The sequence below is a fragment of the Arthrobacter sp. B3I4 genome (assembly GCF_030816855.1).
Classification (GTDB): Bacteria; Actinomycetota; Actinomycetes; order Actinomycetales; family Micrococcaceae; genus Arthrobacter.
On record NZ_JAUSYK010000001.1, the window covers coordinates 3390092 to 3413462 of the forward strand.

Sequence of the window (23371 nt, forward strand, 5' to 3'; positions counted from 1 at the left end):
CGCCCGTCCCAGGGAGTCAGGGGCGGTCCGGCTCCGAGCCGGCGACGCCGGGCTCCCGGACCCCAGAGGCGTCCGCCTTCTGGCCTGCCGGGTGGAGGTCGAGGATCTCGTAGTCGTGAGAAAACTCCGGTTCGTCGTCCAGTTCCTTGTTAAAGACCAGGAAGCGGTAGGCGAAGAACCGCACCACGGTTGCAACGAGGATGCCGACGATGCCGGCGGAGAAAAGCATATTCTTATCCGTGATGCCCATGCCGTACTTGGCCAGGGCGGTCAGGCCGGTGGAGATTCCGATCCCGATGCCGTTAATCAGAATGAACATCAAGAATTCACGCAGGACGTTGTCCTGGCGGCGGTGGCGGAACGTCCAGAAACGGTTCGCGATCCAGGAGAAAATCGTGGCGACGGTCGCCCCGACGAAGCGGGCCTTGGCCTCGCTGTCAGACATCGGACCGTGCATCAGGTAAAACGTGAGGCCGTTGTCGATGACGAACGCCACGCCGCCGACAGCACCGAACTTCGCCACTTCACGCCAGAAGAGCGAGGCTAGCCCGCGCACACGGTCTGCAAGTGTGTTAATCATGACCCTCCGTGGCCTTTGAACCGGTCGGCCGTATGGCCAACGACCTATTTTAGCGCCGATTCCCGGGAGGACGACCCAGCTGGAGGGAGTAGGGCTCCCGTTCCCGCCGGCCCGGAGCGAAAACGAGCGTTGTTTTGACGGCTCGGGCGTCCCGGGGCCGGTTCCGGCGAGGTGTTCGGTAGGCTGGTCGATGTGACTTTTCCAGTAATCGGCGTCGTTGGCGGCGGCCAGCTTGCCCGCATGATGGCCCCTGCCGCGACCGCTCTCGGCTTCGAACTCCGCGTCCTGGCCGAGACAGAAGACGTCTCCGCAGTCGCTGCTGTGGCCAAGGCACCGGTCGGTGACTACACCGACCTCGACCACCTGCTGGAGTTCTCCCGCGGGCTGGATGTGCTGACCTTTGACCACGAGCACGTCCCGACCGGCCATCTGCGCGCACTAATCGATGCCGGCGTCAACGTCCACCCCGGCCCCGACGCGCTCGTCAACGCCCAGGACAAGCTGGTGATGCGCGCCGCGATCGATGGGCTGGAGCTGCCCAACCCGCGCTGGGCGGCCGTGGCCGACGTCGAGGCGCTGGTGGCGTTCGGGGAAGAGATCGGCTGGCCCGTGGTGCTGAAGACCCCGCGCGGCGGCTATGACGGCAAGGGCGTGCGGATCGTCGCCTCCGCCGAGGACGCCGCCGCATCAGCCGACTGGTTCGAGGCCATGTCCCCGCTTCTGGCCGAAGCCAAGGTGGAGTTCAGCCGTGAGCTTTCCGCGATGGTCGCCCGCACCCCCGACGGCGAGTCCCGGGCCTGGCCTGTGGTGCACACCATCCAGGTCAACGGTGTCTGCGACGAAGTGATCGCCCCGGCCCTGGACATCCCGGTGGAGGTCGCCGCCGCAGCGGAGGACGCCGCAGTCCGGATCGCCAACGAGCTCGGCGTCACCGGCGTCATGGCCGTTGAGATGTTCGAAACACCCGGCGTCGGCGCCGGATTCCTGATCAACGAACTGGCGATGCGCCCGCACAACACCGGGCACTGGACGCAGGACGGCTCGGTGACCAGCCAGTTTGAACAGCACCTGAGGGCCATCCTGAACCTGCCCCTGGGCGCCACGGACCTGCTGGGTCCCGTTGTCGTCATGAAAAACTTCCTCGGCGGCGCCAACCAGAACCTGTTCTCCGCCTACCCCGCGGCCCTTGCCAGCGAGCCGGCTGCCAAGGTGCACTGCTACGGAAAAGCCGTCCGTCCCGGCCGCAAGATCGGCCATGTCAACCTGGTCGGCGGCTCCACCACTGACGTCGAGTCCGTCCGGCAGCGCGCCGGCACCGTCGCCAACATCATCCGGGACGGGCAGGCGCAGGCCGGCACCGTCGCGGCGGCCTCCGAGGAGAACGCGTGAACGCCAGCACCGATGCCCAGGGCCTGACCAATGGAAGCGGAGGGACCGCTCCGATCGTCGGACTCGTCATGGGGTCGGACTCTGACTGGCCGGTCATGGAGGCGGCCGCCGAGGCACTGGCCGAATTCGGGATCCCTTTCGAAGCCGACGTCGTCTCTGCCCACCGGATGCCCACCGAGATGATCCGCTACGGGCAGGACGCGCACGAACGCGGGCTCCGGGTCATCATCGCCGGTGCCGGCGGTGCCGCGCACCTGCCGGGCATGCTCGCCTCGGTGACGCCGCTTCCGGTCATCGGTGTGCCGGTGCCACTGAAGACCCTCGACGGAATGGACTCCCTGCTGTCCATCGTGCAGATGCCCGCCGGCGTGCCGGTCGCCACCGTCTCCATCGCAGGAGCCCGCAACGCCGGGCTGCTGGCGGTCCGCATGCTCGCGTCGGGCACGGACCCGCTCGCGGCGCGGCTTCGGGCAGACCTCATCGACTTCGCCCGGGAGCTCAACGACGCCGCCACCCGCAAGGGCGCGAACCTGCGCAGCAAGGTGGCTGAAGTGTTCTCCGACGAGAACAGCGTTCCGCGGGGCGGCCGGTAAGGATTGCGTTCATGAGCAAAGGAATCGCCGTTGTGCCTGAAAACGCCGCGCATGGAAACGCTGGATACGGAACCACGGGGCGGGGAAAGGCGCAGCCGCCACGGGGCGCCCTGACGAATCCGGTCCGGTATCCCAACGGGGCAGCTCAGCCGGTCCTGGCTAAGCGCGCCTTCCTACTGATTCTCTTGACCCTGCTGGTCCCGGGCAGCGCGCAGATAGTAGCGGGCAACCGCCGTCTTGGCCGGACCGCGCTCCGGGTCACACTCACGGTCTGGGCGCTGGTTCTGGTGGGACTCATCCTGCTGCTGGTGTCCCGGACGACCGTGATTAACCTCGTGGCCAACCCGGTCACCGCGCTCCTGCTGGTGATCGTGCTCGCCGCACTGGCCTTCGGCTGGGCGGCGCTGTTCCTCAATACCCTGCGCCTGATCCGGCCGGTTCTGCTCCGGGCGCGGGCCCGCACCGCCGTCGTCGTCGCCCTGGTCCTGGCCATGCTGCTGAGCAGCGGCAGCCTCGGCTACGCGGCCCACCTGCTCAACGTCGGACGCGACGCGATCGGCACGATCTTCGCCAACGGCCCGGCAATGGAGCCCTCCGAGGGCCGCTACAACTTCCTGATGATGGGCGGCGACGCCGGCGCGGACCGCACCGGCCGGCGCCCGGACAGCCTCTCGGTGATCAGCGTGGACGCCAAAACCGGCAAATCCGCCATCATCTCCATTCCCCGGAACCTGCAGAACGCCCAGTTCAGCGAGGGCTCCCCGATGCGGAAGATCTACCCGGACGGTTACGACTGCGGCGACGAGTGCCTGATCAACGCCATTAACACCGAGGTTACTAACAAGTACAAGAACCTGTACCCGGGTGTGGAAGATCCGGGCGCGCAGGCCACCCTTGAGGCGGTCTCCGGCACCCTCGGCATCAAGGTCCAGGCCTATGTGCTCGTGGACATGGACGGCTTCGCCAAGCTCATTGACGCCATGGGCGGGATCAGGATCAAAGCCGGCGGCTGGGTCCCCATCAGCGGAGAAACCATCGATGAGGCCAACGGTATCCACGGCATGCCGCTGGGCTGGATTCCGGCCGGGGACAACACCCTGGACGGCTTCCACGCCCTCTGGTACGGACGCTCCCGTGAATTCGTGGATGATTACGCGCGGATCGCCCGGCAGCAGTGCGTTCAGCAGGCCATGCTCAAGCAGCTCGACCCCGCGAAACTGCTCACAAAGTTCGAGGACATCGTCAAAGCCGGCACCAAGGTCGTCGACTCGAACATCTCCTCCAGCCAGCTGGGCAGCTTCGTCGATCTCGCGATGAAGTCCAAGGGCCAGCCGGTGGGCCGGCTGACGATCGGGCCGCCGGACTTCGATGCCTCGTTCTCCACGGTGCCGGACTTCGACAAGATCCACCAGGCCGTGGACAAGCTCCTGGGCCCGGCCCCTGCCGCCGGCGCCGCCGAGGATTCGGTCCGCGAGCCGGCTCCGGCACCCGGGCCGCTGTCCGCGGCCGGTGCGGTGCCAGGGTCGGAGCCCGCCACCGCGCCGGCGCCGTCACCGACGTCGTCGGACTTCACCCCGGTGACCACGACGCCGGAGGGCGAACCGATCACGGAAGAGATGCTCAACGACTTCAAGCGAAACGGCGACGAGCAGTCCATCCGCAACCTGGTCGCCACCAACGGGCAGTGCGCGCCGCTCTAGGAGCGGATGCCCGGCATGTCCGAACTCGGCCTCAGGCCGCCCGCCCGCCGTTCCTCGAACGCAGACTGCAGAATAGGGACCATGTACGAACTTGAGAACGTCCTCCGGCCTTACGCCTGGGGTTCCACCACCGCGATCGCTGAACTGCTGGGACGGCCGGCCTCCGGCGGCCCGGAGGCGGAGCTGTGGATCGGAGCCCACCCGGACTCCCCCTCCACGGCCCTCACCGGGGCGGGCACGTACGACGGCGGCCGGCTGGCCCTGGATGCCCTGATCGCCCGCGACCCCGAGCACCACCTGGGCGCCGACAGCGTGGCGGAATTCGGCCCGCGACTGCCCTTCCTGCTCAAAGTCCTGGCGGCGGATCACCCCCTGTCCCTGCAGGTGCATCCGACGCTGGAGCAGGCCCGGGCCGGCTTTGCCCGGGAGGAAGCGGCCGGCGTCGACCGCGGCGACGCCACCCGCAACTACAAGGACGACAACCACAAGCCGGAGATGATCTTCGCGCTGACGCCGTTCGAGGCGCTGTGTGGTTTCCGGCCCGCAACCGAGGCACATGCCGTGTTCGCGCACCTGGCGGCCTGCTTTGAGCTGGCAGGACTGGATCTGCCGCCCCTGCTTCCGCAGCTGCTGGAGGACCTGGCGCAACCGGACGAGGCTGCCGCCCTGCGGGCCGCCTTCGAACGGCTGATCGCCGGCGGCGAGGAGGTCGGCGCCGCGACCGACGCTGTCGTCGCCGCTCTGGTCTCCGGCGCCCCGATGGCTGCCCACGTCGCGGAACTGACCACCGTGGTGAACCTCAACCACGACTATCCCGGCGACCCCGGCGTGCTGATCTCGCTGCTGCTGAACCGGATCTCGCTGTCCCCCGGCGAGGCTGTCTACCTGCCCGCCGGTAACGTGCACGCCTACCTGCGCGGCCTGGGCATCGAGGTGATGGCCTCCTCCGACAACGTGCTGCGCGGCGGGCTGACGCCGAAGTTCATCGACGTGCCCGAACTGCTGAAAACGATCTCTTTCGAAGCAGCCGGAGTGCCGGCCCTCGAGACCGAGACGACGATGCTGGACCAGGAACTGCTTCGGCCGCCGTTCCGGGAATTCCAGCTGCAACGGGTGGAGGTGCTCCCCGGGGCGGGACCGGTCCCGCTGGCCATGGCCGGCGCTGCGGTCATTCTTGTGGTGTCAGGGTCGGTGTACCTTGATTCGCCCAAGGGCGACCTGCAGCTGGACCGAGGCGGCAGCGCGTTCGTGCCGGCGTCCGAGGCTCCGGTCAACGTCCACCCGGTCGCGGAGGCCACCGGGCCTGCCGTGGCTTTTGCCGTTACCACTGGAATGAAGGCCTGAACCATGGATCACTTTTTGCAGGGCCGGCACTGGGCCAAGGTCCAGCGCGATCTGGGCCGCTCCGTACACGAGGAGTCCGGCGAAGGCTGGCGCTACCTCGCCGTGGAGGAAAGCAACCCGGCCGGGAAGCTGCTTTACGTGCCTTACGGTCCGCTGGCGGACACTCTTGAGGCATTCGACGCCGCGCTGGCGTCCCTGACCCGGCTGGCACGGGCCTGCGGGGCAGTATTCGTCCGGCTGGAACCGGTCAGCGCCGGTTTCACCGCGGCCGAGGCTGACTCTGTGCTGCGGAGCCGGGGTCTGCGTCCGGCGCCGGCCAACCTGCAGCCCGAGCTGAGCTGGATCGTGGACCTGGACCGGGACTTCAAGGACGTTCTGGCCGATATGAAACCGGTCAACCGCAACCTTTACCGCAACATCCACAAAAAGGGTGTGAAGATCCGCTCCAGCCAGGACCCGGCGGAGATCTCAGTGCTGCTGAGGTTCCTGCACCTGACCGCAGCGCGCAACGGCTTCAAGCCGCAAAGCGACGAGTATCTCAGCCAGGTGGCACGGACCCTGATGCCGGTGGGCGCGGCAACACTCTTCATCGCCGAACTCGACGGCGCACCGATCGCGGCGGCCCTCGCCTACGACTCAGCGGACACCCGCACCTACGCCCACGCCGCCCTGGACGACGCGCATCGGAAGCTCAGCGCCGGTATTCCGCTGCTCGTGACGCTGATGGCCGACGCCAAGGAACGCGGCCTGCAGCACGTGGACCTTTGGGGTGTCGCCCCGGCGGACCAGCCTGACCACAAGTGGGCCGGCTTCTCTGCGTTCAAGAAGTCCTTCGGCGGACGCGAAGCCGCCTACCCGGGGACCTGGGACCTGCCGGTGAACAAGCTTCGCTACGGCGCGTACCAGCTGGCCCGCAAGGCAGCGCAGAGCGGCAAGACGCTCGTCAAGGCGGTTCGGGCAAAGCTGGGCCGCTAACCCCTCACCCGCCCCCCGAAGCGCGAACGGACACTTAACGCCCCGCCCCCCGAAGCGCGAACGGACACTTAACGCCCCGCACCCCGAAGCGCGAACGGACACTTAACGCCCGGCACCCGGCGCGAACGGACACTTAACGCCCACGGCGGCGCAGATTCCGGGGCTCTAAGTGTCCGTTCGCGCAGGGGACGCCACCAAAGCTGTGGATAACCCGCAGGCGCGGCTTCGGCCCGTGCACACTGAAACATGGCCCGTCTTCCGTTGCCGCCGGAACTGCTCGCCCGCTCGTTTACCGCGGCGGACGCTGACAGGGCGGGTGTCACCCGCAAGCGGACCCGGCGGCCGGACGTCTACGTGCCCTCTCGTGGAATCCGCGTTCCCGCTGCCCTCGCCAGCGCTCCCGCCGACGCCCTGCACGCCTTTTCGGCGCTTGATGATGAATCGACGATCACCCACCATTCCGGGGGCCGGTTCTGGGGCATGGGCCTGCCGGCCTGGCTCCAGGAGGACTGGCGGATCCATGTGGCGCGGGAACGCGACAGCAGCAAACCGAGGCGACGAAACGTGGTCGGTCACCGGCTGACCTTTCTGCCCGGTGAGGTCGTTGTAGTGGACGGCCTCCGGGTCACCTCGCCGGCAAGGACATGGCTGGACCTCGCCGCTGTCCTCAACCCGGATGAACTCGTGGCGGCAGGCGACTCCATCGTCGTCGCGCACGGGCCGGAATTCCCTGTTCCCCGTACAGCCTTGGCCACCCCGGCAGAGCTGGAACGGATGGTCGCTGCCCACCCCGGGATGCGGGGAGTGCGCACCGCCCGCGCCGCGCTGTCAGACATTCGGATTGGCGCAGACTCGCCGCAGGAAACACAAATGCGGCTGATCCTGTGCCGCTCGAGTCTGGGCGAACCGGTCCTCAACCACATCATCCGCAACACCTGGGGCCAGCCCTGCGTCTGGCCCGACGCGGCCTACCCCGATTCCCGTATCGCCCTGCAGTACGACGGCGCCCACCATGCCGAGGCGCACCAGCAGCAACTGGACCTCCGGCGACGCGCCATGACGGAGGCCCTCGGCTGGAAGGAAGTCCGCGTCTTCAAGGAAGACCTCGACGAAGAGCGGCCATTCGTGGTCGAGAAGGTACGGGCCGCCCTGAACCGGAAGGGACCGGGCCGAACGTACACTTGGGGCCCCGAACCGTCAGGATTCGGGGCCCCAAGTGTACGTTCGCGCAGTGGCTAGTGCTTGCGCGCGTAGCCTTCCCACTTGCTGGCCTGGTGCTCGCCGTCCACAAAACGGATGGTGCCCGACTTGGAGCGCATCACGATGGACTGGGTCAGGACCTTGTCCTTGGAGTAGCGCACGCCGCGCAGCAGGTCGCCGTCGGTGATGCCGGTGGCGGCGAAGTAGCAGTTGTCGCTGGAGACCAGGTCGTTGGTGGAGAGCACCCGGTCCAGGTCGTGTCCGGCGTCGATCGCCTTCTGCTTCTCCTCGTCGCTTGTGGGCCAGAGCCGGCCCTGGATGACGCCACCAAGGGACTTGATCGCGCAGGCGGTGACGATGCCTTCCGGGGTGCCGCCGATACCCATCAGCGCGTCGACGCCGGTACCGGCCCGCGCCGCTGCGATGGCGCCGGCGACGTCGCCGTCCATGATGAACTTGGTGCGCGCACCGGCCTCCCGGATTTCCTCGACCAGCGGGCGGTGCCGGTCGCGGTCCAGGATCATCACGTTGAGCTGGTTGACCTTGACGCCCTTGGCCTTGGCGATCAGGTGCAGGTTCTGCTTGACCGGCAGGCGCAGGTCGACCATGTCGGCGGCTTCCGGGCCGGTGACAAGCTTCTCCATGTAGAACACGGCGGAGGGGTCGAACATCGAACCGCGCTCGGCCACCGCAAGGACGGCCAGGGCGTTGTTGATGCCGAGGGCGGTCAGCCGGGTTCCATCGATCGGGTCGACGGCGACGTCGACCTCAGGACCGGTGCCGTCACCGACACGCTCGCCGTTGAACAGCATCGGCGCTTCATCTTTTTCGCCTTCGCCGATGACCACGACGCCGTTGAAGTGGACGGTCTGGAGGAACGAGCGCATCGCGTCGACGGCGGCGCCGTCGGCCTTGTTCTTGTCGCCGAATCCCACCCAGTGCCCGCCGGCAATGGCGGCGGCTTCGGTGACGCGCACCAGCTCCAGGGCGAGGTTGCGGTCAGGCTCATCGACTCCGACGGCGAGCGACGGGGAAAGCGTGGAGTACTTCTGGGTCATGGACGCTGGTGACACGTGAACCTCTTCTTCGAGTGGCGATCATTGGACCCGCGCGGCCGGGCTCCGGCCGCTGCGGTGAGTCGTCTGTTACCGATCATAGTCGCGGACGCGGGCATCGGTCATGGCATGACGCAACAGTGAAACGCCGGCCGGCTGCCCGCGCCCTCCCCCGGAATGTGAGATCGGCAGGCAATGGGCGACTATAGAGGGGTGAATGAATTGCAGGACCCGCCGCCCGGGGCTTCCGAAACCCCGGCCCGCGCAGCAGCACCCGAAGCCGGGAACCCACAGGGCCAACAGCCCGTCAAGCCCGTGATCCGGGCCGCCGCAGCCAAGCGCGCGAACGCGTCCGTGATCGGCATGATCGTCGCCCTGGTGCTCAGCATCGCGGCCTTCCTCCCCGTGGTGTTGATGAACCCGACGCCGAAGAGCGGCGGGTACCGGCCCGACGTCAATGTGAGCGCCATCGCCAAAAACGCCGAAGGTGTGGCGGGATTCACACCGGTGGCGCCGGACACCGGCGACACATTCCGGCCCAACTACGCCCGCTGGGAGTCCGGGGCCGGCAAGGGGGTGCCGACCTGGGAGGTCGGCTACCTGACGCCCAAGGAATCCTTCATCGGGCTGGTCCAGACGCGCCAGTCCAACCCGACCTGGCTGCTGCAGCTGACGAAGAACGCACCGGTAACCGGGACCAGGAACGCCGGCGGCCGGGACTGGGAACTCCGTGACACCGGCAAAGGCGAGAAGAGCATGGTGCTCGACTACCGCGGCACCACCGTCGTCCTGACCGGACCGGCGCAGCTGGACGAATTCTCCGTGCTGGGCGCCGCCGTCGTGAAGTCGCTGGAAAGTAATCCAGCGGCTACAGTTTCACCCTCGGCCACTTCGGCGCCGTAAAGTAAGCAGGGTGACCACTCAACTGACTCCCGCCCTTGCCTGGCGCCGCCTGCGCGAAGGCAACGAACGTTTCGTCGCCGGTGAATCCTCGCACCCCAACCAGGATGCGTCGCGGCGGTCCTCCCTGGTGGAGAACCAGCACCCCTTCGCCGTCATCTTCGGTTGCGCGGATTCACGTCTTGCTGCCGAAATCATCTTCGACCTCGGGCTTGGGGACGCGTTCGTCGTCCGTACCGCCGGCCAGGTGATGGACGACGCCGTCCTCGGCTCGCTCGAGTACAGCATCAGCGTGCTGGGCGTACCGCTGATCGTGGTGCTCGGCCACGACAGTTGCGGCGCGGTTACCGCCACCAAGAACGCGGTGGACACCGGCGAAATGCCGGTCGGGTTCATGCGGAGCCTGGTCGAGCGGATCACGCCTTCGGTGTTGACCTCCATGCGGAACGACCAGCACGAGGTCAACGACATGGTGGTGGAGAACGTCAAGCAGACGTCGCAGCGCCTCGTGGACAGCTCACGGGTGATCTCCGAGGCCGTCGGAAACGGCCGCGCGGCTGTGATCGGACTCTCTTACCGGCTGGCCGAAGGCCGGGCGGATCTGGTCTCCGGGATCGGCGAGCTCTAGGAGCTGCGTTTCGGCGCGGGTTCATGGTTTTCGGTGCGGCGCCTTGGCCCAATAAGCTAGCCCCATGACTTCAACAGCAGATTTGAACACCGAAGAGTTCCGCTTTGAACACGACACGATGGGCGAAGTCCGCGTTCCGGTGAACGCGTTGTACCGCGCCCAGACGCAGCGTGCAGTCGAGAACTTCCCGATCTCCGGCAAGACCCTGGAGCGCGCCCACATCGAGGCCCTCGCCCGGGTCAAGAAGGCAGCTGCCCAGGCCAACGCGGAGCTGGGAGTGCTCGACGGCGAGCTGGCCCAGGCGATTGCGGACGCCGCCGATGAGGTTGCGGCCGGCAAGTACGACGGTGACTTCCCGATCGACGTCTTCCAGACCGGTTCCGGCACCTCCTCGAACATGAACACCAACGAGGTCATTGCCGAACTCGCCTCCCGGGCGCTCAAGGCCGGCGGCAGCGACAAGGTCGTCCACCCGAACGACCATGTCAACGCCTCCCAGTCCTCCAATGACGTCTTCCCGACGTCGGTCCACGTCGCCGCCACGTCCGCGCTGATCAACGACCTGATCCCGGCGCTGGGCTACCTCGCCGAATCGCTGGAGCGGAAGTCCGCCGAGTTCAAGGACGTTGTGAAGTCCGGCCGCACGCACCTGATGGATGCCACCCCGGTGACCCTGGGCCAGGAGTTCGGCGGCTACGCCGCGCAGGTACGCTTCGGCATCGAGCGGATCAACGCCTCGCTCCCCCGCGTGGCCGAAGTTCCGCTGGGCGGCACCGCCGTCGGCACCGGCATCAACACCCCGGCCGGCTTCCCGGAGCGCGTGATCGAACTCCTCGCCGCCGACACCGGCCTGCCGCTGACCGAGGCCCGCGACCACTTTGAAGCCCAGGCCAACCGCGACGGCCTGATCGAGGCCTCCAGCCAGCTGCGGAACATTGCGATCTCCTTCATGAAGATCAACAACGACCTGCGCTGGATGGGCTCCGGCCCCAACACCGGCCTCGGCGAAATCGCGATCCCGGACCTGCAGCCGGGCTCCTCGATTATGCCGGGCAAAGTCAACCCGGTCATCTGCGAGGCATCGATCATGGTCTGCGCGCAGGTCATCGGCAACGACACCACCATCGCCTGGTCCGGAACCAACGGCGCCTTCGAGCTCAACGTCGGCATCCCGGTGATGGCCGCCAACCTGCTCGAATCGGTCCGCCTGCTGGCCAACACCAGCCGCGTCATGGCCGACAAGATGATCGACGGCATCACCGCCAACGTCGAGCGCGCCCGCTTCCTCGCCGAGGCCTCGCCCTCGATCGTCACGCCGCTGAACAAGTACATCGGCTACGAAAACGCCGCCAAAATCGCCAAGAAAGCCGTCGCCGAAGGCCTGACCATCCGCGAAACCGTCGTGGCGATGGGCTTCCTGGAGCGCGGCGAGCTGACCGAAGAGCAGCTGGACACCGCCCTGGACGTCATGTCCATGACGCGTCCGCCGCACAAGGCATAGCGGCTAAGGCAGGTTCCACACCGGGTACACCGGAGGCCAAACGCCCGACGGCGGCCGGCGTCTTTCCAGCGAAAGGCGCCGGCCGCCGTCGGGCGTTCTCAGCTTTGGAAATGTGCCGGGCCGTCCGGATCGCCGGCCCGTTCGATGGCTTCGCGGTGGCCGGGCATCAGGTCGGGGAACTCCCCGGGCGCGAACCAGCCCACCGCGAGGGACTCGTCGTCATTGACGCGGGCCTCCCCGGAGACGTAGCGGCAGCGGAACACCAGGGTCAGGAACTGGCAGACGTCACCGTTCGGATAGGTGAGGGGACCGACGGCGGCCACCGAAACCAGCCGCTCCGCCACGGCGACCACGCCGGTCTCTTCGAAGACCTCCCTAAGGAGGCCCGCTGCGGGTTCCTCGCCCGGTTCGAGGATCCCGGTGATCAGGCCCCACCGCCCGTTGTCGGCGCGCTGGCCCAGCAGCACCCTGCCGTCGCCGTCGAACACCACGGCCCGGGCGCCCGGGATCCAGAGCGGATCGTGGCCGATTTTTTCGCGCAATTTCACAATGAAGTCCGGGGTGGCCATCCCGCCAGCCTAGCCTGCGGGCAGCAGCAGCATCGCAGCCGTCGCCCCGGCGAGCATGAACGGACCGAACGGAATGTCGGACTTCAGTGTGCCGCGCCGGGACACCAGCAGGGCCAGTCCCCAGAGCCCGCCGAAGAGGAAGGCCGCGAACGTGCCGGCAAAGACGTGCGCCCAGCCCAGGAAGCCCAGGTACATGCCGAGCACCCCGGCGAGCTTGACGTCGCCGAACCCCATTCCCGGCGGATAGGCGGCCCGCAACAGGAAGTAGAACAGCCAGAGGGCAGCTCCGCCAGCCAGCACCCGGAGCCCCGGCACACCGAACAGCGCAGCAGCTCCGGCGGCCGTCGCCGGCTCCGCAGGGACTCCGGCGGACTCGACCGCGGCGGCCTGTGCCGCTGCGGATCCGAGCAGGAGCACGCCTGCCACCGCGTAGGAGGGGAAGATGATCCGGTTGGGCAGCAGGTGATGCCTGACGTCGATGACCGTCAGCCGGGCAGCCATCACGGCGAAATACAGGCACGCCAGCAACGCCAGCCAGAAGGCCGGCGGGGCGGCTCCCCCAAGTTCGCCAAGACGATCGATCACCCTCGGATGCTACTGGATATGCTGCGCCGGCACTGCCCGCCGCCACGGGGAATCCAGCTGCCGCCGTGACTGGCGGCTGCGGGATGCCGCGGCTAGGCTTCCGGGATGACTTCGCCCGCCTCCTACTGGCCGCCGTTTGCCCTCGCGCTCAGCACACCCCGCCTCACGCTCCGCCCGATACGCGACGAGGACATCCCGGCTGCGGTGGACGCGGCACTGAGCGGAGTCCACGAACCCGGGCGCAGCCCCTTCAGCAACCCCTGGGCGGAATCCCCGGCCGAGGAACTGGGCCCCAAGATGGCGCAGTGGTACTGGCGCTGCCGTGCCGGCGCGTCGCCGCAGCAGTGGACTCTGTTGCTGGGCATCTGGCACGACGGCGACTTCATCGGCTGCCAGGACATCGAGGCGAAGGATTTCGCGACGCTCAGGACCGTCAGCACCGGTTCGTGGCTGAAGCGCAGTGCGCAGGGACGGGGGCTCGGCAAGGAAATGCGTGCCGCCGTCGCGCTGTACGCCTTCGACTGGCTCGGTGCCGAAGTGGCTGAGTCTGAAGCAGCCGCCTGGAACCAGCAGTCCCTGGGCGTCTCCCGGTCGCTCGGCTACGAGCTCAACGGCACCTCCCCTGCCAACTGGGGCGGCATCCGCCAGGACGCCCAGAGAGTCCGCCTCACCCCCGCCAGCTTCAACCGCCCCGCGTGGACGCTGGAAGTCCAGGGCCACGAACCAACAGCTAAGTACCTTGGGATCGGCTAGGACCGCGTGCTGGCGTAAGGTGTTCAGGAATCCCGGCGAAGTGCCGACCAGAAGGAGAAACGGTGATCGATCGCAGCGACGTACTCGACGCGAAGAACCGCATCAGTGGCTACGTGCGGCGGACACCCTTGCTCAGCGCCGGTACCGCGGCGGCTCCGCTGTGGTTGAAGTGCGAATTCCTGCAGCACACAGGGGTCTTCAAAGCCCGTGGCGCCTTCAACCGCCTGCTGGCCGCCCGCGAGCGCGGCGAACTGGACCCGCGCGTCGGGGTGGTGGCGGCCTCCGGCGGTAACGCGGGCCTGGCCAACGCCTACGCTGCCGCCGCCCTCGGGGTTCCGGCCACGGTGTTTGTCCCGGAGACAGCCCCGCAGGTCAAGGTCGAGCGACTGCGCGGATACGGCGCGGCCGTCCGCCAGGTCGGCGCGGAGTATGCCGAGGCCTACGCCGCCGCGATGGAGTACGTAGCGCAGACCGGGGCACTGTTCTGCCACGCGTACGACCAGCCCGAAATCGCGGCAGGCGCGGGCACCCTCGCCGAGGAAATCCTTGAGGACGAGCCGGACATCGACACCATCGTCGTCGCCGTCGGCGGCGGCGGACTGTACGCGGGCATCGCAGCAGCGGCGGAAGGCCGGGCGCACGTGGTGGCGGTTGAGCCGGTGAGCATTCCCACCCTGCACGCCGCTCTTGCCGCGGGACACCCCGTCGATGTGCCCGTTTCGGGCATCGCCGCCGATTCCCTGGGCGCACGGCGGGTGGGTGAGATCGCTTTCAGCATGGCATCGCGGGTTCCACCGACGTCCGTTCTGGTGGAGGACGCGGACATCATTGCCGCCCGCGCAAAGCTGTGGAGCGACTACCGGATCCCGGCGGAGTACGGAGCGGCCGCGGCCCTCGCGGCGCTCACCTCCGGGGCGTATGTGCCCCGGGCAGGTGAACGCGTTGCGGTGGTTGTCTGCGGCGGCAACACCGATCCGGGCACGCTGGGCTAAACCCTAAATCTCCGCCCCCTCGAGCATCTCCGTCACCAGCGCCGCGATCGGTGAGCGCTCCGAGCGGGTGAGGGTGATGTGGCCGAAGAGCGGATGGCCTTTGAGGGTCTCGACGACGGCGGCAACGCCGTCGTGCCGACCGACCCGAAGGTTGTCACGCTGGGCGACGTCGTGGGTCAGCACAATCTTGGAGTTCTGGCCGATCCGGCTCATCACCGTGAGCAGGACGTTTTTCTCCAGGGACTGGGCTTCGTCGACGATCACGAACGCGTCGTGCAGGGAGCGGCCGCGGATATGGGTGAGCGGCAGAACCTCCAGCATGCCGCGGTCCATCACTTCCTCCACCACTTCCTGGCTGACCAGCGCGCCGAGGGTGTCGAAGACGGCCTGCGCCCACGGGTTCATCTTCTCCGACTCGGACCCTGGCAGGTAGCCAAGCTCCTGGCCGCCGACGGCGTAAAGCGGCCGGAAGACGACCACCTTGCGGTGCTCCCGTCGCTCCAGCACGGCTTCGAGACCGGCGCACAGGGCCAGCGCGGACTTGCCGGTTCCGGCACGGCCGCCGAGCGAGACGATGCCCACGGAGGGGTCCATCAGCAGGTCGATGGCGAGCCGCTGTTCGGCGGAGCGCCCATGCAGTCCAAACACGTCACGGTCGCCCCTGACCAGGCGGACCTGCTTGTCCTCCCCCACCCGGCCCAGGGCGGAGCCGCGGCCGGAGAGCAGCACCAGGCCGGTGTTCACCGGCAGTTCGGCAGCGGCGGGGATGAAGACCGGTTCGTGGCCGTAGAGCGTCGCCACCTCGTCCTCGGCGGCGTCGATCTCGGCGATGCCGGTCCAGCCGGAGTCCTTGACCAGTTCATTGCGGTACTCGTCGGCGAGCAGCCCCACCGCTGAGGCCTTGACCCGCATCGGGAGGTCCTTGGACACGACGGTCACGTTCCGGCCCCCGTTGGAGAGGTTCTTAGCGACGGCGAGGATCCGGCTGTCGTTGTCGCCGCCGCGGAAGCCGGCCGGCAGCACCTCGGCGGAGATGTGGTTCATCTCCACCGTGAGGGTGCCGCCCTGGTCGCCCAGCGGGATCGGGCGGTCCAGGCCGCCGTGTTCCACCCGGAGGTCATCGAGCAGCCGCAGCGCTTTGCGGGCGAAGTACCCCAGTTCCGGGTCGTGCCGTTTGCTTTCCAGTTCGGTGATGACCACGATCGGCAGGATGACTTCGTGCTCGGCAAAGCGCAGCAGCGCGCGCGGGTCCGAAAGCAGCACGGAGGTGTCAATCACGTAGGAATGAACATCGGGCACTGTGTCAGAAATAGCCACTTCGACTCCAGCCCCGGGCCGCCGGCCCGGAATTGTTAGTGGTGAGGCGGCTCGGCTGGAAGGCCGGACGCGGCCTCCCATACATCCGGTGCGAACTTCCGCTGCATGTACTGGCCTCCCCCATCAACCGGCGGTTTGCCCGCTGATGGGAATAACGTACGCCCGCGGCCGGCGTATTGCCCACCCATTTGTCAGCGATTCGTGTTGCCGGCGAGTGAAGACCGGGTGAACCAGTTCAGGCGCCGAACCGGCGCTGCCGGCCGGCGTAATCACGCAGTGCCCGGAGGAAGTCCACCTTGCGGAAGGCGGGCCAGAGGGCCTCGCAGAAGTAGAACTCGCTGTAGGCGCTTTGCCACATGAGGAAACCGGAGAGCCGCTGCTCCCCTGAGGTGCGGATCACGAGGTCGGGGTCCGGCTGGCCGCGGGTGTAGAGGAAACGGGAAATGTCATCGACGCTGAGGTTGTCGGCGAGCCGGCCGATGTCCGCTCCGCGGGCGACGGCGTCGTGCAGCAGTTCGCGGACGGCGTCGACGATCTCACGGCGGCCGCCGTAACCGACGGCGACGTTGACGTGGATTTTCTCGTGCACGGGGGTGCGCGCGGTGAGTTTGTTGAGCCGTTCAGCAAGATAGTCCGGGAGCAGTTCGGGGGCGCCCATGGCGTGCACGGAAACGTCCACATCCTCATCGAGCCGGTCCAGGGTGTTGGCGATGATGCCCATCAGCAGCTCCAGCTCCTCGCCCGAACGGTTCATGTTGTCCGTGGAGAGCATGTAGAGCGTGACGACCTTGACGCCGAGTTCCTGGCACCAGCCGAGGAACTCGTGGATCTTGTCCGCTCCAGCCTGGTGGCCCTGGCTTGTGGGGGCATTGAACTGCCGGGCCCAGCGCCGGTTCCCGTCGACCATGACGCCGATGTGCCGGGGGATCCGCTCCTGGTCCAGGGAGCGCTGCAGCCTGCGCTCATAGAAGCCATACAGAAACCCGGGCAGTTCCATCCGGAGATTCACCTGGCTTCCTGGGTCTGACGGCAGTGCATACCTAGGCTACCCGCAGGACGGCCGGTGCCGCGCACCCCGGTCCCGCGATTCACCCTGCACCGCTTGTTACCCACCAGTAACTTACCGCGCCGTAGATTATTATGACGGAATGGAGAGCAACAACCCGGAACCCGGATACGGGCCGTCCGCGAACGGCGCACCGCAGGACGACAAACAGGGCACCAGGCCCGGCGGACCGATCGACGACGCCGCCGTCCGCATCGCCGAACTCCTGACGATCAAGCCCAAGTGGCGCGGCTGGATCCACACCGTCACCGCGCCGCTGGCGCTGGTTTCCGGCCTGGTCCTGGTGGTCCTGGCTCCCAGCACCGATCTGAAGATCGCCTCGGCGGTATATGCCTTCACCGGCGTGCTGCTCTTTGGTGTCAGCGCCGTCTACCACCGGGGCAACTGGTCCCCAGGGGTGAAGATGGTGCTCAAGCGGCTGGACCACACCAACATCATGCTGGTGATCGCCGGCAGCTACACTCCGCTGGCCTGGGCTCTCCTGGAGCGGCCCACCGCGGTGTTCCTGTTATGGCTGATCTGGTCCGGCGCGGTGCTAGGCGTGCTCTTCCGGCTGTTCTGGACGCACGCCCCGCGCTGGCTCTACGTGCCGATCTACATCGCGCTCGGTTGCGGCGCCCTGTTCTACCTGCCGGATTTCTTCGCCGCGAGTGTGCCCTCCGCGGTCCTCATCTGCGTCGGCGGGGCTCTCTACATTGCCGGGGCCGTCTTCTACGCGCTGAAGAAGCCGAACTTCAGCTACCAGCATTTCGGCTTCCACGAGCTGTTCCACGCCTTCACGGTCTTCGCCTTCGCCGCGCACTACGTCGCGATCGCGATCGCCGTCCTGGGCTGACCGGCTCCGCTCAGCGGGGCCTGCCGGCGGCAATCAGCTCCGGAAGCTCCCGCATGTCGAAGAAAACAGTGGTGCCGGGTCCGGCGAGCCGTTCCGCCGGCGTGACCCCGCCGGCGTAGGCGAACGCATGCATCCCGGCAGCCCGCGCGGCCTGCACCCCATACGCGCTGTCCTCGACGACGGCGCAGCGGCCCGGGTCGGTTCGCAGCGTTCCGGCCGCGTGCAGGAACAGATCCGGCGCGGGCTTGCCGCGGGCCACTTCGGTGGCGCTGAAGATGCGGCCGGCGAAGCGGTGGAACAGGCCGGTCTGGCCCAGGGTCCGCTGCATTTTCTCGTGGCTGCCGCTGGAGGCCACGCAGTGCGGCAGACCCAGCCGGTCCAGGGCCTCTTCCACGCCGTCCACCGCGGTGAGCCCGCGCTCGAAGGCGTCGCGGTACCACGGTTCGTAGCGGCGGTCCCAGCCTTCGGCCAGTTCGATGCCCAGCTGGTGTTCCACCGCTGCGATGAAGTTTGCCTCGCTCCGGCCGACGAAACGCTGCACGATTTCCTCAAGTTCCAGCTCCCAGCCGAGATCGGCGAGCACCCGCTGGTCCACCCGGACGGAGATTTTCTCGGAATCGACGAGCACGCCGTCGCAGTCGAAGAGCACCAGTTCAAACGGTTCCGGGGCGGCCGGGGCAGAAGTCATTCCGCCATGCTAGCCAGTTGCTCCCGCAGTTGGGCAACGGTACGCACCGGGAGCCTGCAGACCATACCGCGGCACAGGTAGGCCGTCGGCTCCGCGTCCGCCGCTGTCCGGCCGCGCAGCAGCGGGACGACAGCGCTGGCGGACCCAGTGGCTTCCGCGCCGGGCTCCGCGGCCGTGTCCTGCACGGCAATGACGAGCCCGGGGCTCGGTGTGAGCAGCAGCGCGCGGTGCAGGGCCGCCCGTTCCGGCGTAGCTGCTCCGGCGACGGCGGCCTCCAGCGGACCGGCCAGCGCCGCCTGCGCGGTGGCCAGCAGCCAGCCGGCCGCCCGGGGTGCGCGGACCGCCAGCGGCGGCAGCAGGGCCAGGATGTTAGCCGCCATGGCGCGGTGTTCGGCCGACCCGGAGAGGGCGGAGTAGCTCAGCAGCACGCCGGCAAAAGCGGCAGCACCGCTGGGGGTGGCGTCATCGTAGGGGTCCGTCCCGGCGCGCCGGCCCTGGGCATTGAACACCTGGGATGATTCCCCGGCTGTGTCGCGGAGAGTGCCGTCGCCGGCGAACCGCTTGCACGCGGCGGCGAGCAGCGCCTCAGCGAAGGCATACCAGCGGCTCCTCCCGGTGGCGGCGTAGAGCGCGAACAAGCCCTCGGCGCAGAAGGCGTAGTCCTCCAGCAGGCCGCCGATCCCGCGGGCCTGCCCGGCGTGGGAGACCCGCACCAGCAGGCCCGGTTCCTGGCCCTGTCCGGGGTTCCAGTGGACGCGTTCCAGATACCCGGCGATCCGTTCGGCGGCGTCGAGCAGGTCGGGCCGGTCCAGCACGGCACCGGCTTCGGCCAGGGCTGCCACGGCGAGCCCGTTCCAGCCGGCCACCACCTTGTCGTCACGGGCGGGCTGCGGCCGCACCGCACGGGCAGCGCGCAGCACCGGCCGCACCCGTTCCCACAGCTCGCTGTCCGGTCCCTGGAGCCGGCGCCCCGGGTGCAGCGGGGACCCGGCCTCGGAGACCGTGCCGCGGGCCCGGACGTTCATCATCCGCGCGACGGCGGCGCCGTCGTCCTCCCCCAGCAGCTTCGCGAGTTCGGCGGGGGTCCACAGGTAGCTGGCGCCTTCAAAGTGTTCCCCGTCCACCACCGTGTCGGCGTCGAGGGACGAGGCCAGCGCCGCCGGCTTTCCGTCTGCTCCGGGCAGCCCCAGGGCGCTGAGCATCCAGTCCGCGGTGCCGCCGGCGACGGCCGCTGCCTCCTCGGCCGGGTAAACGCCGGTGCCGCCGAGCCGGACCCAGTGGACGTAGCCGCGCAGCAGCTGGGCATTGTCGTAGAGCATCTTCTCGAAGTGCGGGACGGACCAGTCTCCGGTCACGGAGTACCGGGCAAAGCCGCCCTCGAGCAGGTCAAACAGGGCCGAGCGGGCCATCGCGGCCAGTGTGCGGGCGGCGAGGTCCTGCGCGTCGCGAGAGGTCCCGGAGGGCGCGGCGGCGTGCCGGATCAGGAACTCCAGCACTGCCGACGGCGGGAATTTGGGCGCGGTCCCGAAGCCGCCGGCGGCGTCCTCGGAGCGGGCCAGCGCGCGCACCGCCTCGGCGAGCAGCGCCGGGTCCAGCTCCGGCGCCGGTCCGTCGACGCGGACCGCGGCGCCGGCCTGGGCAGCGGCGATGCCCCGCGCCAGCGCATCTGCGTTCTCCTCGATGGCGCTGCGCCGCTCCAGCCACGCTTCGTGGACCGCTTCCAGCAGCTGGCGGAAGGAGGGCCGTCCGGGCATCGGCCGGGGCGGATAGTAGGTACCGGCGTGGAAAGCCCGGCCGTCAGGGAGCAGGAAGACCGACATCGGCCAGCCGCCTTCGCCGCTGATGGCCTGGGTCGCGGCCATGTAGACGGCATCGACGTCGGGACGCTCCTCCCGGTCCACCTTCACGGAAACGAAATTCGCGTTCAGGAACTCGGCGGTGGCGGGGTCTTCGAAGGATTCGCGGGCCATGACATGGCACCAGTGGCACGCCGCGTAGCCGATCGACAGGAAGACCGGAACGTCGCGGGCCGCGGCCATGGCGAAGGCGTCATCGCCGAAGGGGCGCCAGTGCACCGGGTTCCCGGCGTGCTGGCGGAGGTAGGCGGAGGGTTCCCCGCCCAGGGCGTTCGCCCCGGACGAGTCGTTGGCGGAGCCGGGCTCAGCGGCTCCCGGTTCCGGCGTCACGTTCGGCTTCCTCGGCGGCGGCGCGCTCCTCCTCCACCTGCGCCCGGTACCGGACGCGGCGGATCCGGCGCACCATGTCCACGATCAGCAAGGCCGTGAGGACCACAATGAACGCGGTCAGCAGGAACCCCAGCAGGCCGGGCGTAACCTGGCTCGGGTCCAGCCCGGGGCGCAATGACGGCGACGGGGCGGGCGCCGGGGAAGTCGCCAGGGCGACGAGCAACGAATGCACGGTGGAAACCTTCTATGGGGAGCTTGTCCTGCAGGCCTTCAACGCCGCTCTTCTACGCGGAATAGAAGTTCCTGCTGGATCTATCTTAGCCCGGCAAAGAAGTCGGTCTCAGGCAGCTCTGTGGGGATCTTGGACTGGATGAGCGAGTAGTCCTCCCACGGCCACGTCTGGCGCTGCAGGGCCGGCGACACGGCGAAGAAGAAGCCTTCCGGGTCGATCTGGGTGCGGTGGGCGCGCAGGGCGTCGTCGCGGGCTTCGAAGAAGTCCCCGCACTGGATCTGGGTGGTGGTTTCGTGGGTGGGGGCCGGCGGCGTGTGGCCCTCGGCGTCTGCCTCGAGCCAGGCGGCGATCCGTTCGGCGTACGGCGACTGCAGCCCGGCTTCCTCCAGGGCGTAGTGCAGGGCCCGGAAGCGTTCCGGGCTGAACGCGCGGTCGTAGTAGAGCTTGCTGGGTTCCCAGGCCTCGCCCGTTCCCGGGTACCGCGCGGGGTCGCCGGCGGCTTCGAAAGCCTCCACCGCGACCCGGTGCGCCATGATGTGGTCCGGGTGGGGGTAGCCGCCGTTCTCGTCGTAGCTCAGGATGACCTGGGGCTTGAACGCGCGGACCAGCCGGACCAGCGGCGCGGCTGCCCGCTCCAAGGGCAGCGTGGCGAAGGACCCTGGGGGCAGCGGCGGCAACGGGTCCCCCTCCGGCAGGCCGGAGTCAACGAAGCCGAGCCACCGCTGCCGGATGCCCAGGACGCTGGCGGCGTTGTTCATTTCCAGCCGGCGGGCGCCGGCCATGTCCCGTTTGGGATGCGGCGCGGATTCCATGGCGGGGTTCTGGATGTCGCCGCGTGAACCGTCCGTGCAGGTGGCGACCAGAACGTCGACGCCGGCGGCGGCGTACATGGCCATAGTCGCGGCGCCCTTGCTGGACTCATCGTCCGGGTGGGCGTGGACGGCGAGCAGCCGAAGCGGTGCCGACGGGCTGGGGGACGCTGTCATGGGCGGACGGCTCCTCTTTCTTCTGCGGGTTTCGTACTGCGGAGATCTTTGCTGCGGCTGGAGCTGGACGAGGCGGAGCGGTAGTGCGGAACTGCCGCTGCCCGATCCACACTAAACTGGACTGGTGACTTCCGAGGACCAGCCCGCCGCGCCCGCGCCGGCCCCCACCAGCCTAGCCAATCGCTACGGCCGTCAAAAGCGCGCGCTTGGAGGTAAGGCGAAGCGCAATATCGTGATCGTGGCCCTCGCCGCCGGGATCGGCTTCCTGGCCTGGGTGTCGACGTCGGGCGCCGCCGAGTCCGTCAGCTTCAAGGACGTCGGTTACAGCACCCCCGACGCCACGCTCGCCGAGATCGACTTTCAGGTCACCAAGAATCCGGACACGGCTGCCAAGTGTGCGGTCAAGGCCCTCGATGCCAAGTTCGCCGTGGTCGGCTGGAAGGTCGTGGATATCGGCCCCAACGCGGCCGACGCCGGCACCGACGGCGGCCACACCACGGTGCACCGGGAGAAGGTCCGCACGGAGACGCAATCCGTGTCCGCCGTCGTCGACAGCTGCTGGATTCCGGACCGCGCCAAGTAACGTTTGCCACCCACCGGCGTCCGCCCGGGCGTAACACGGTGTGATCTGCGCCGCAGCGGTTCTTGGGTTTATCCACATCCTTTGCCTACAATGGACTAATACCCCTGCCCCGCTGAGCTGGTTACTGAGATCCATAAGTGGCCACCGTGGCGGGGTCTTTGCTTGTTTGACCAGCTTGTTTGACCACCAAAAGGAGAAGTCCGTGTCGACCACCAACAGCGCAACTGCAGCTTGGCTTACCCAGGAAGCTTTTGACCGCCTGAAGGCAGAGCTGGACCACCTCTCCGGCGCCGGCCGTGCAGACATTGTTCAGAAGATCGAAGCTGCCCGCCAGGAAGGCGACCTCAAGGAGAACGGTGGCTACCACGCCGCCAAGGAGGAGCAGGGCAAGATCGAGGCGCGGATCCGCCAGCTGACCGTCCTGCTGCGCGACGCGCACGTGGGCGCTGCCCCCGCAGACGACGGCATCGTGGAGCCCGGCATGCTCGTGGTTGCGCGGATCGCCGGCGACGAAGAGACGTTCCTGCTCGGCTCCCGGGAAATCGCCGGTGACTCCGATCTGGATGTCTTCAGCGAGAAGTCCCCGCTCGGTGCCGCCATCGTCGGCCACAAGGAAGGCGACAAGCTCAGCTACACCGCCCCCAACGGCAAGGACATTTCGGTGGAGATTCTCTCCGCCAAGCCTTACGCAGGCTGACTCCCGCGCAGCCCTGA

The 23371-nt window shown here is 68.2% G+C and carries 24 protein-coding genes; 14 read left to right on the forward strand and 10 right to left on the reverse strand.

Features of this window, described 5'->3' with window-relative positions:
* Window positions 1-16: 16 nt before the first annotated feature.
* On the reverse strand, window positions 17-580 hold the full coding sequence (locus QFZ61_RS15920; RefSeq protein ID WP_307037651.1) for a GtrA family protein: 564 nt from the start codon (window positions 578-580) through the stop codon (window positions 17-19).
* Between the two features lie 192 nt (window positions 581-772).
* Here QFZ61_RS15920 and QFZ61_RS15925 point away from each other — a divergent pair, with 192 nt between their 5' ends.
* The 6 genes from QFZ61_RS15925 (at window position 773) to QFZ61_RS15950 (ending at window position 7820) form a co-directional block, all read left to right on the forward strand.
* Window positions 773-1969, forward strand: coding sequence for a 5-(carboxyamino)imidazole ribonucleotide synthase (locus tag QFZ61_RS15925; protein ID WP_307037653.1), 1197 nt, complete (start codon window positions 773-775; stop codon window positions 1967-1969).
* Between the two features lie 68 nt (window positions 1970-2037).
* Window positions 2038-2562, forward strand: a complete 525-nt coding sequence (purE, locus tag QFZ61_RS15930) for a 5-(carboxyamino)imidazole ribonucleotide mutase (RefSeq protein WP_307038263.1) — start codon at window positions 2038-2040, stop codon at window positions 2560-2562.
* Window positions 2563-2573: 11 nt separating this feature from the next.
* A complete protein-coding gene (locus QFZ61_RS15935; RefSeq protein ID WP_307037656.1) occupies window positions 2574-4262 on the forward strand; it encodes an LCP family protein in 1689 nt (562 codons plus the stop codon).
* Between the two features lie 81 nt (window positions 4263-4343).
* On the forward strand, window positions 4344-5606 hold the full coding sequence (manA, locus tag QFZ61_RS15940) for a mannose-6-phosphate isomerase, class I (protein ID WP_307037658.1): 1263 nt from the start codon (window positions 4344-4346) through the stop codon (window positions 5604-5606).
* A gap of 3 nt (window positions 5607-5609) precedes the next feature.
* Complete coding sequence (locus QFZ61_RS15945; RefSeq protein WP_307037660.1) at window positions 5610-6581, forward strand: peptidoglycan bridge formation glycyltransferase FemA/FemB family protein; 972 nt, start codon at window positions 5610-5612, stop codon at window positions 6579-6581.
* 246 nt (window positions 6582-6827) lie between these two features.
* Complete coding sequence (locus tag QFZ61_RS15950) at window positions 6828-7820, forward strand: hypothetical protein (protein WP_307037662.1); 993 nt, start codon at window positions 6828-6830, stop codon at window positions 7818-7820.
* Here the strand turns inward: QFZ61_RS15950 and glpX are convergent.
* A complete protein-coding gene (gene glpX / locus QFZ61_RS15955; protein ID WP_307038265.1) occupies window positions 7817-8839 on the reverse strand; it encodes a class II fructose-bisphosphatase in 1023 nt (340 codons plus the stop codon). The genes QFZ61_RS15950 and glpX overlap by 4 nt on opposite strands.
* Before the next feature lie 192 nt (window positions 8840-9031).
* Here glpX and QFZ61_RS15960 point away from each other — a divergent pair, with 192 nt between their 5' ends.
* The 3 genes from QFZ61_RS15960 (at window position 9032) to QFZ61_RS15970 (ending at window position 11865) form a co-directional block, all read left to right on the forward strand.
* A complete protein-coding gene (locus tag QFZ61_RS15960; protein WP_373427173.1) occupies window positions 9032-9739 on the forward strand; it encodes a DUF4245 domain-containing protein in 708 nt (235 codons plus the stop codon).
* Between the two features lie 10 nt (window positions 9740-9749).
* On the forward strand, window positions 9750-10364 hold the full coding sequence (locus tag QFZ61_RS15965) for a carbonic anhydrase (protein WP_307037664.1): 615 nt from the start codon (window positions 9750-9752) through the stop codon (window positions 10362-10364).
* Between the two features lie 64 nt (window positions 10365-10428).
* Window positions 10429-11865: a class II fumarate hydratase gene (locus QFZ61_RS15970; RefSeq protein WP_307037666.1), complete on the forward strand. Its 1437-nt coding sequence runs from the start codon at window positions 10429-10431 to the stop codon at window positions 11863-11865.
* Window positions 11866-11963: 98 nt separating this feature from the next.
* On the opposite strand, the gene QFZ61_RS15975 is transcribed toward QFZ61_RS15970, so the two are convergent.
* Together QFZ61_RS15975 and QFZ61_RS15980 are read right to left on the reverse strand one after the other, a co-directional pair.
* Window positions 11964-12434 carry an NUDIX domain-containing protein gene (locus QFZ61_RS15975; protein ID WP_307037668.1) on the reverse strand — a complete coding sequence of 157 codons (471 nt, stop codon included), beginning with the start codon at window positions 12432-12434 and terminating at the stop codon, window positions 11964-11966.
* Between the two features lie 9 nt (window positions 12435-12443).
* Window positions 12444-13019, reverse strand: a complete 576-nt coding sequence (locus tag QFZ61_RS15980) for a prepilin peptidase (RefSeq protein ID WP_307037670.1) — start codon at window positions 13017-13019, stop codon at window positions 12444-12446.
* Window positions 13020-13124: 105 nt separating this feature from the next.
* Between QFZ61_RS15980 and QFZ61_RS15985 the strand changes: the two genes are divergently transcribed.
* Both QFZ61_RS15985 and QFZ61_RS15990 read left to right on the forward strand, forming a co-directional pair.
* Window positions 13125-13772 (forward strand): GNAT family N-acetyltransferase, encoded by a 648-nt coding sequence (locus QFZ61_RS15985; protein WP_307037673.1) that lies wholly within the window; start codon window positions 13125-13127, stop codon window positions 13770-13772.
* Between the two features lie 62 nt (window positions 13773-13834).
* Window positions 13835-14764, forward strand: coding sequence for a threonine/serine dehydratase (locus QFZ61_RS15990; RefSeq protein ID WP_307037675.1), 930 nt, complete (start codon window positions 13835-13837; stop codon window positions 14762-14764).
* 3 nt (window positions 14765-14767) lie between these two features.
* Here QFZ61_RS15990 and QFZ61_RS15995 read toward each other — a convergent pair whose 3' ends face one another.
* Both QFZ61_RS15995 and QFZ61_RS16000 read right to left on the reverse strand, forming a co-directional pair.
* Window positions 14768-16162 (reverse strand): PhoH family protein, encoded by a 1395-nt coding sequence (locus QFZ61_RS15995; RefSeq protein WP_307037678.1) that lies wholly within the window; start codon window positions 16160-16162, stop codon window positions 14768-14770.
* A gap of 154 nt (window positions 16163-16316) precedes the next feature.
* Window positions 16317-17078 carry an isoprenyl transferase gene (locus tag QFZ61_RS16000; RefSeq protein WP_307038266.1) on the reverse strand — a complete coding sequence of 254 codons (762 nt, stop codon included), beginning with the start codon at window positions 17076-17078 and terminating at the stop codon, window positions 16317-16319.
* A 262-nt stretch (window positions 17079-17340) separates the two neighbouring features.
* Between QFZ61_RS16000 and QFZ61_RS16005 the strand changes: the two genes are divergently transcribed.
* Window positions 17341-17982: a hemolysin III family protein gene (locus QFZ61_RS16005; protein WP_307038268.1), complete on the forward strand. Its 642-nt coding sequence runs from the start codon at window positions 17341-17343 to the stop codon at window positions 17980-17982.
* A gap of 10 nt (window positions 17983-17992) precedes the next feature.
* On the opposite strand, the gene QFZ61_RS16010 is transcribed toward QFZ61_RS16005, so the two are convergent.
* The 4 genes from QFZ61_RS16010 to mca all read right to left on the reverse strand — a co-directional run bounded on the left by QFZ61_RS16010 (window position 17993) and on the right by mca (window position 22074).
* Entirely contained in the window at window positions 17993-18670 is a 678-nt protein-coding gene (locus QFZ61_RS16010; RefSeq protein WP_307037680.1) for an HAD family phosphatase, read from the reverse strand.
* Complete coding sequence (locus QFZ61_RS16015; RefSeq protein WP_307037681.1) at window positions 18667-20856, reverse strand: thioredoxin domain-containing protein; 2190 nt, start codon at window positions 20854-20856, stop codon at window positions 18667-18669. Before QFZ61_RS16015 ends, QFZ61_RS16010 begins: the two co-directional genes overlap by 4 nt.
* On the reverse strand, window positions 20831-21088 hold the full coding sequence (locus tag QFZ61_RS16020) for a hypothetical protein (RefSeq protein WP_307037683.1): 258 nt from the start codon (window positions 21086-21088) through the stop codon (window positions 20831-20833). The genes QFZ61_RS16015 and QFZ61_RS16020 overlap by 26 nt, the downstream gene beginning before the upstream one ends.
* Window positions 21089-21168: 80 nt before the next feature.
* On the reverse strand, window positions 21169-22074 hold the full coding sequence (mca, locus tag QFZ61_RS16025; RefSeq protein ID WP_307037685.1) for a mycothiol conjugate amidase Mca: 906 nt from the start codon (window positions 22072-22074) through the stop codon (window positions 21169-21171).
* A gap of 124 nt (window positions 22075-22198) precedes the next feature.
* Between mca and QFZ61_RS16030 the strand changes: the two genes are divergently transcribed.
* Together QFZ61_RS16030 and greA are read left to right on the forward strand one after the other, a co-directional pair.
* Window positions 22199-22657 (forward strand): DUF4307 domain-containing protein, encoded by a 459-nt coding sequence (locus QFZ61_RS16030; protein WP_307037687.1) that lies wholly within the window; start codon window positions 22199-22201, stop codon window positions 22655-22657.
* A 202-nt stretch (window positions 22658-22859) separates the two neighbouring features.
* A complete protein-coding gene (greA, locus tag QFZ61_RS16035; RefSeq protein ID WP_307037689.1) occupies window positions 22860-23354 on the forward strand; it encodes a transcription elongation factor GreA in 495 nt (164 codons plus the stop codon).
* Window positions 23355-23371: the final 17 nt, after the last annotated feature.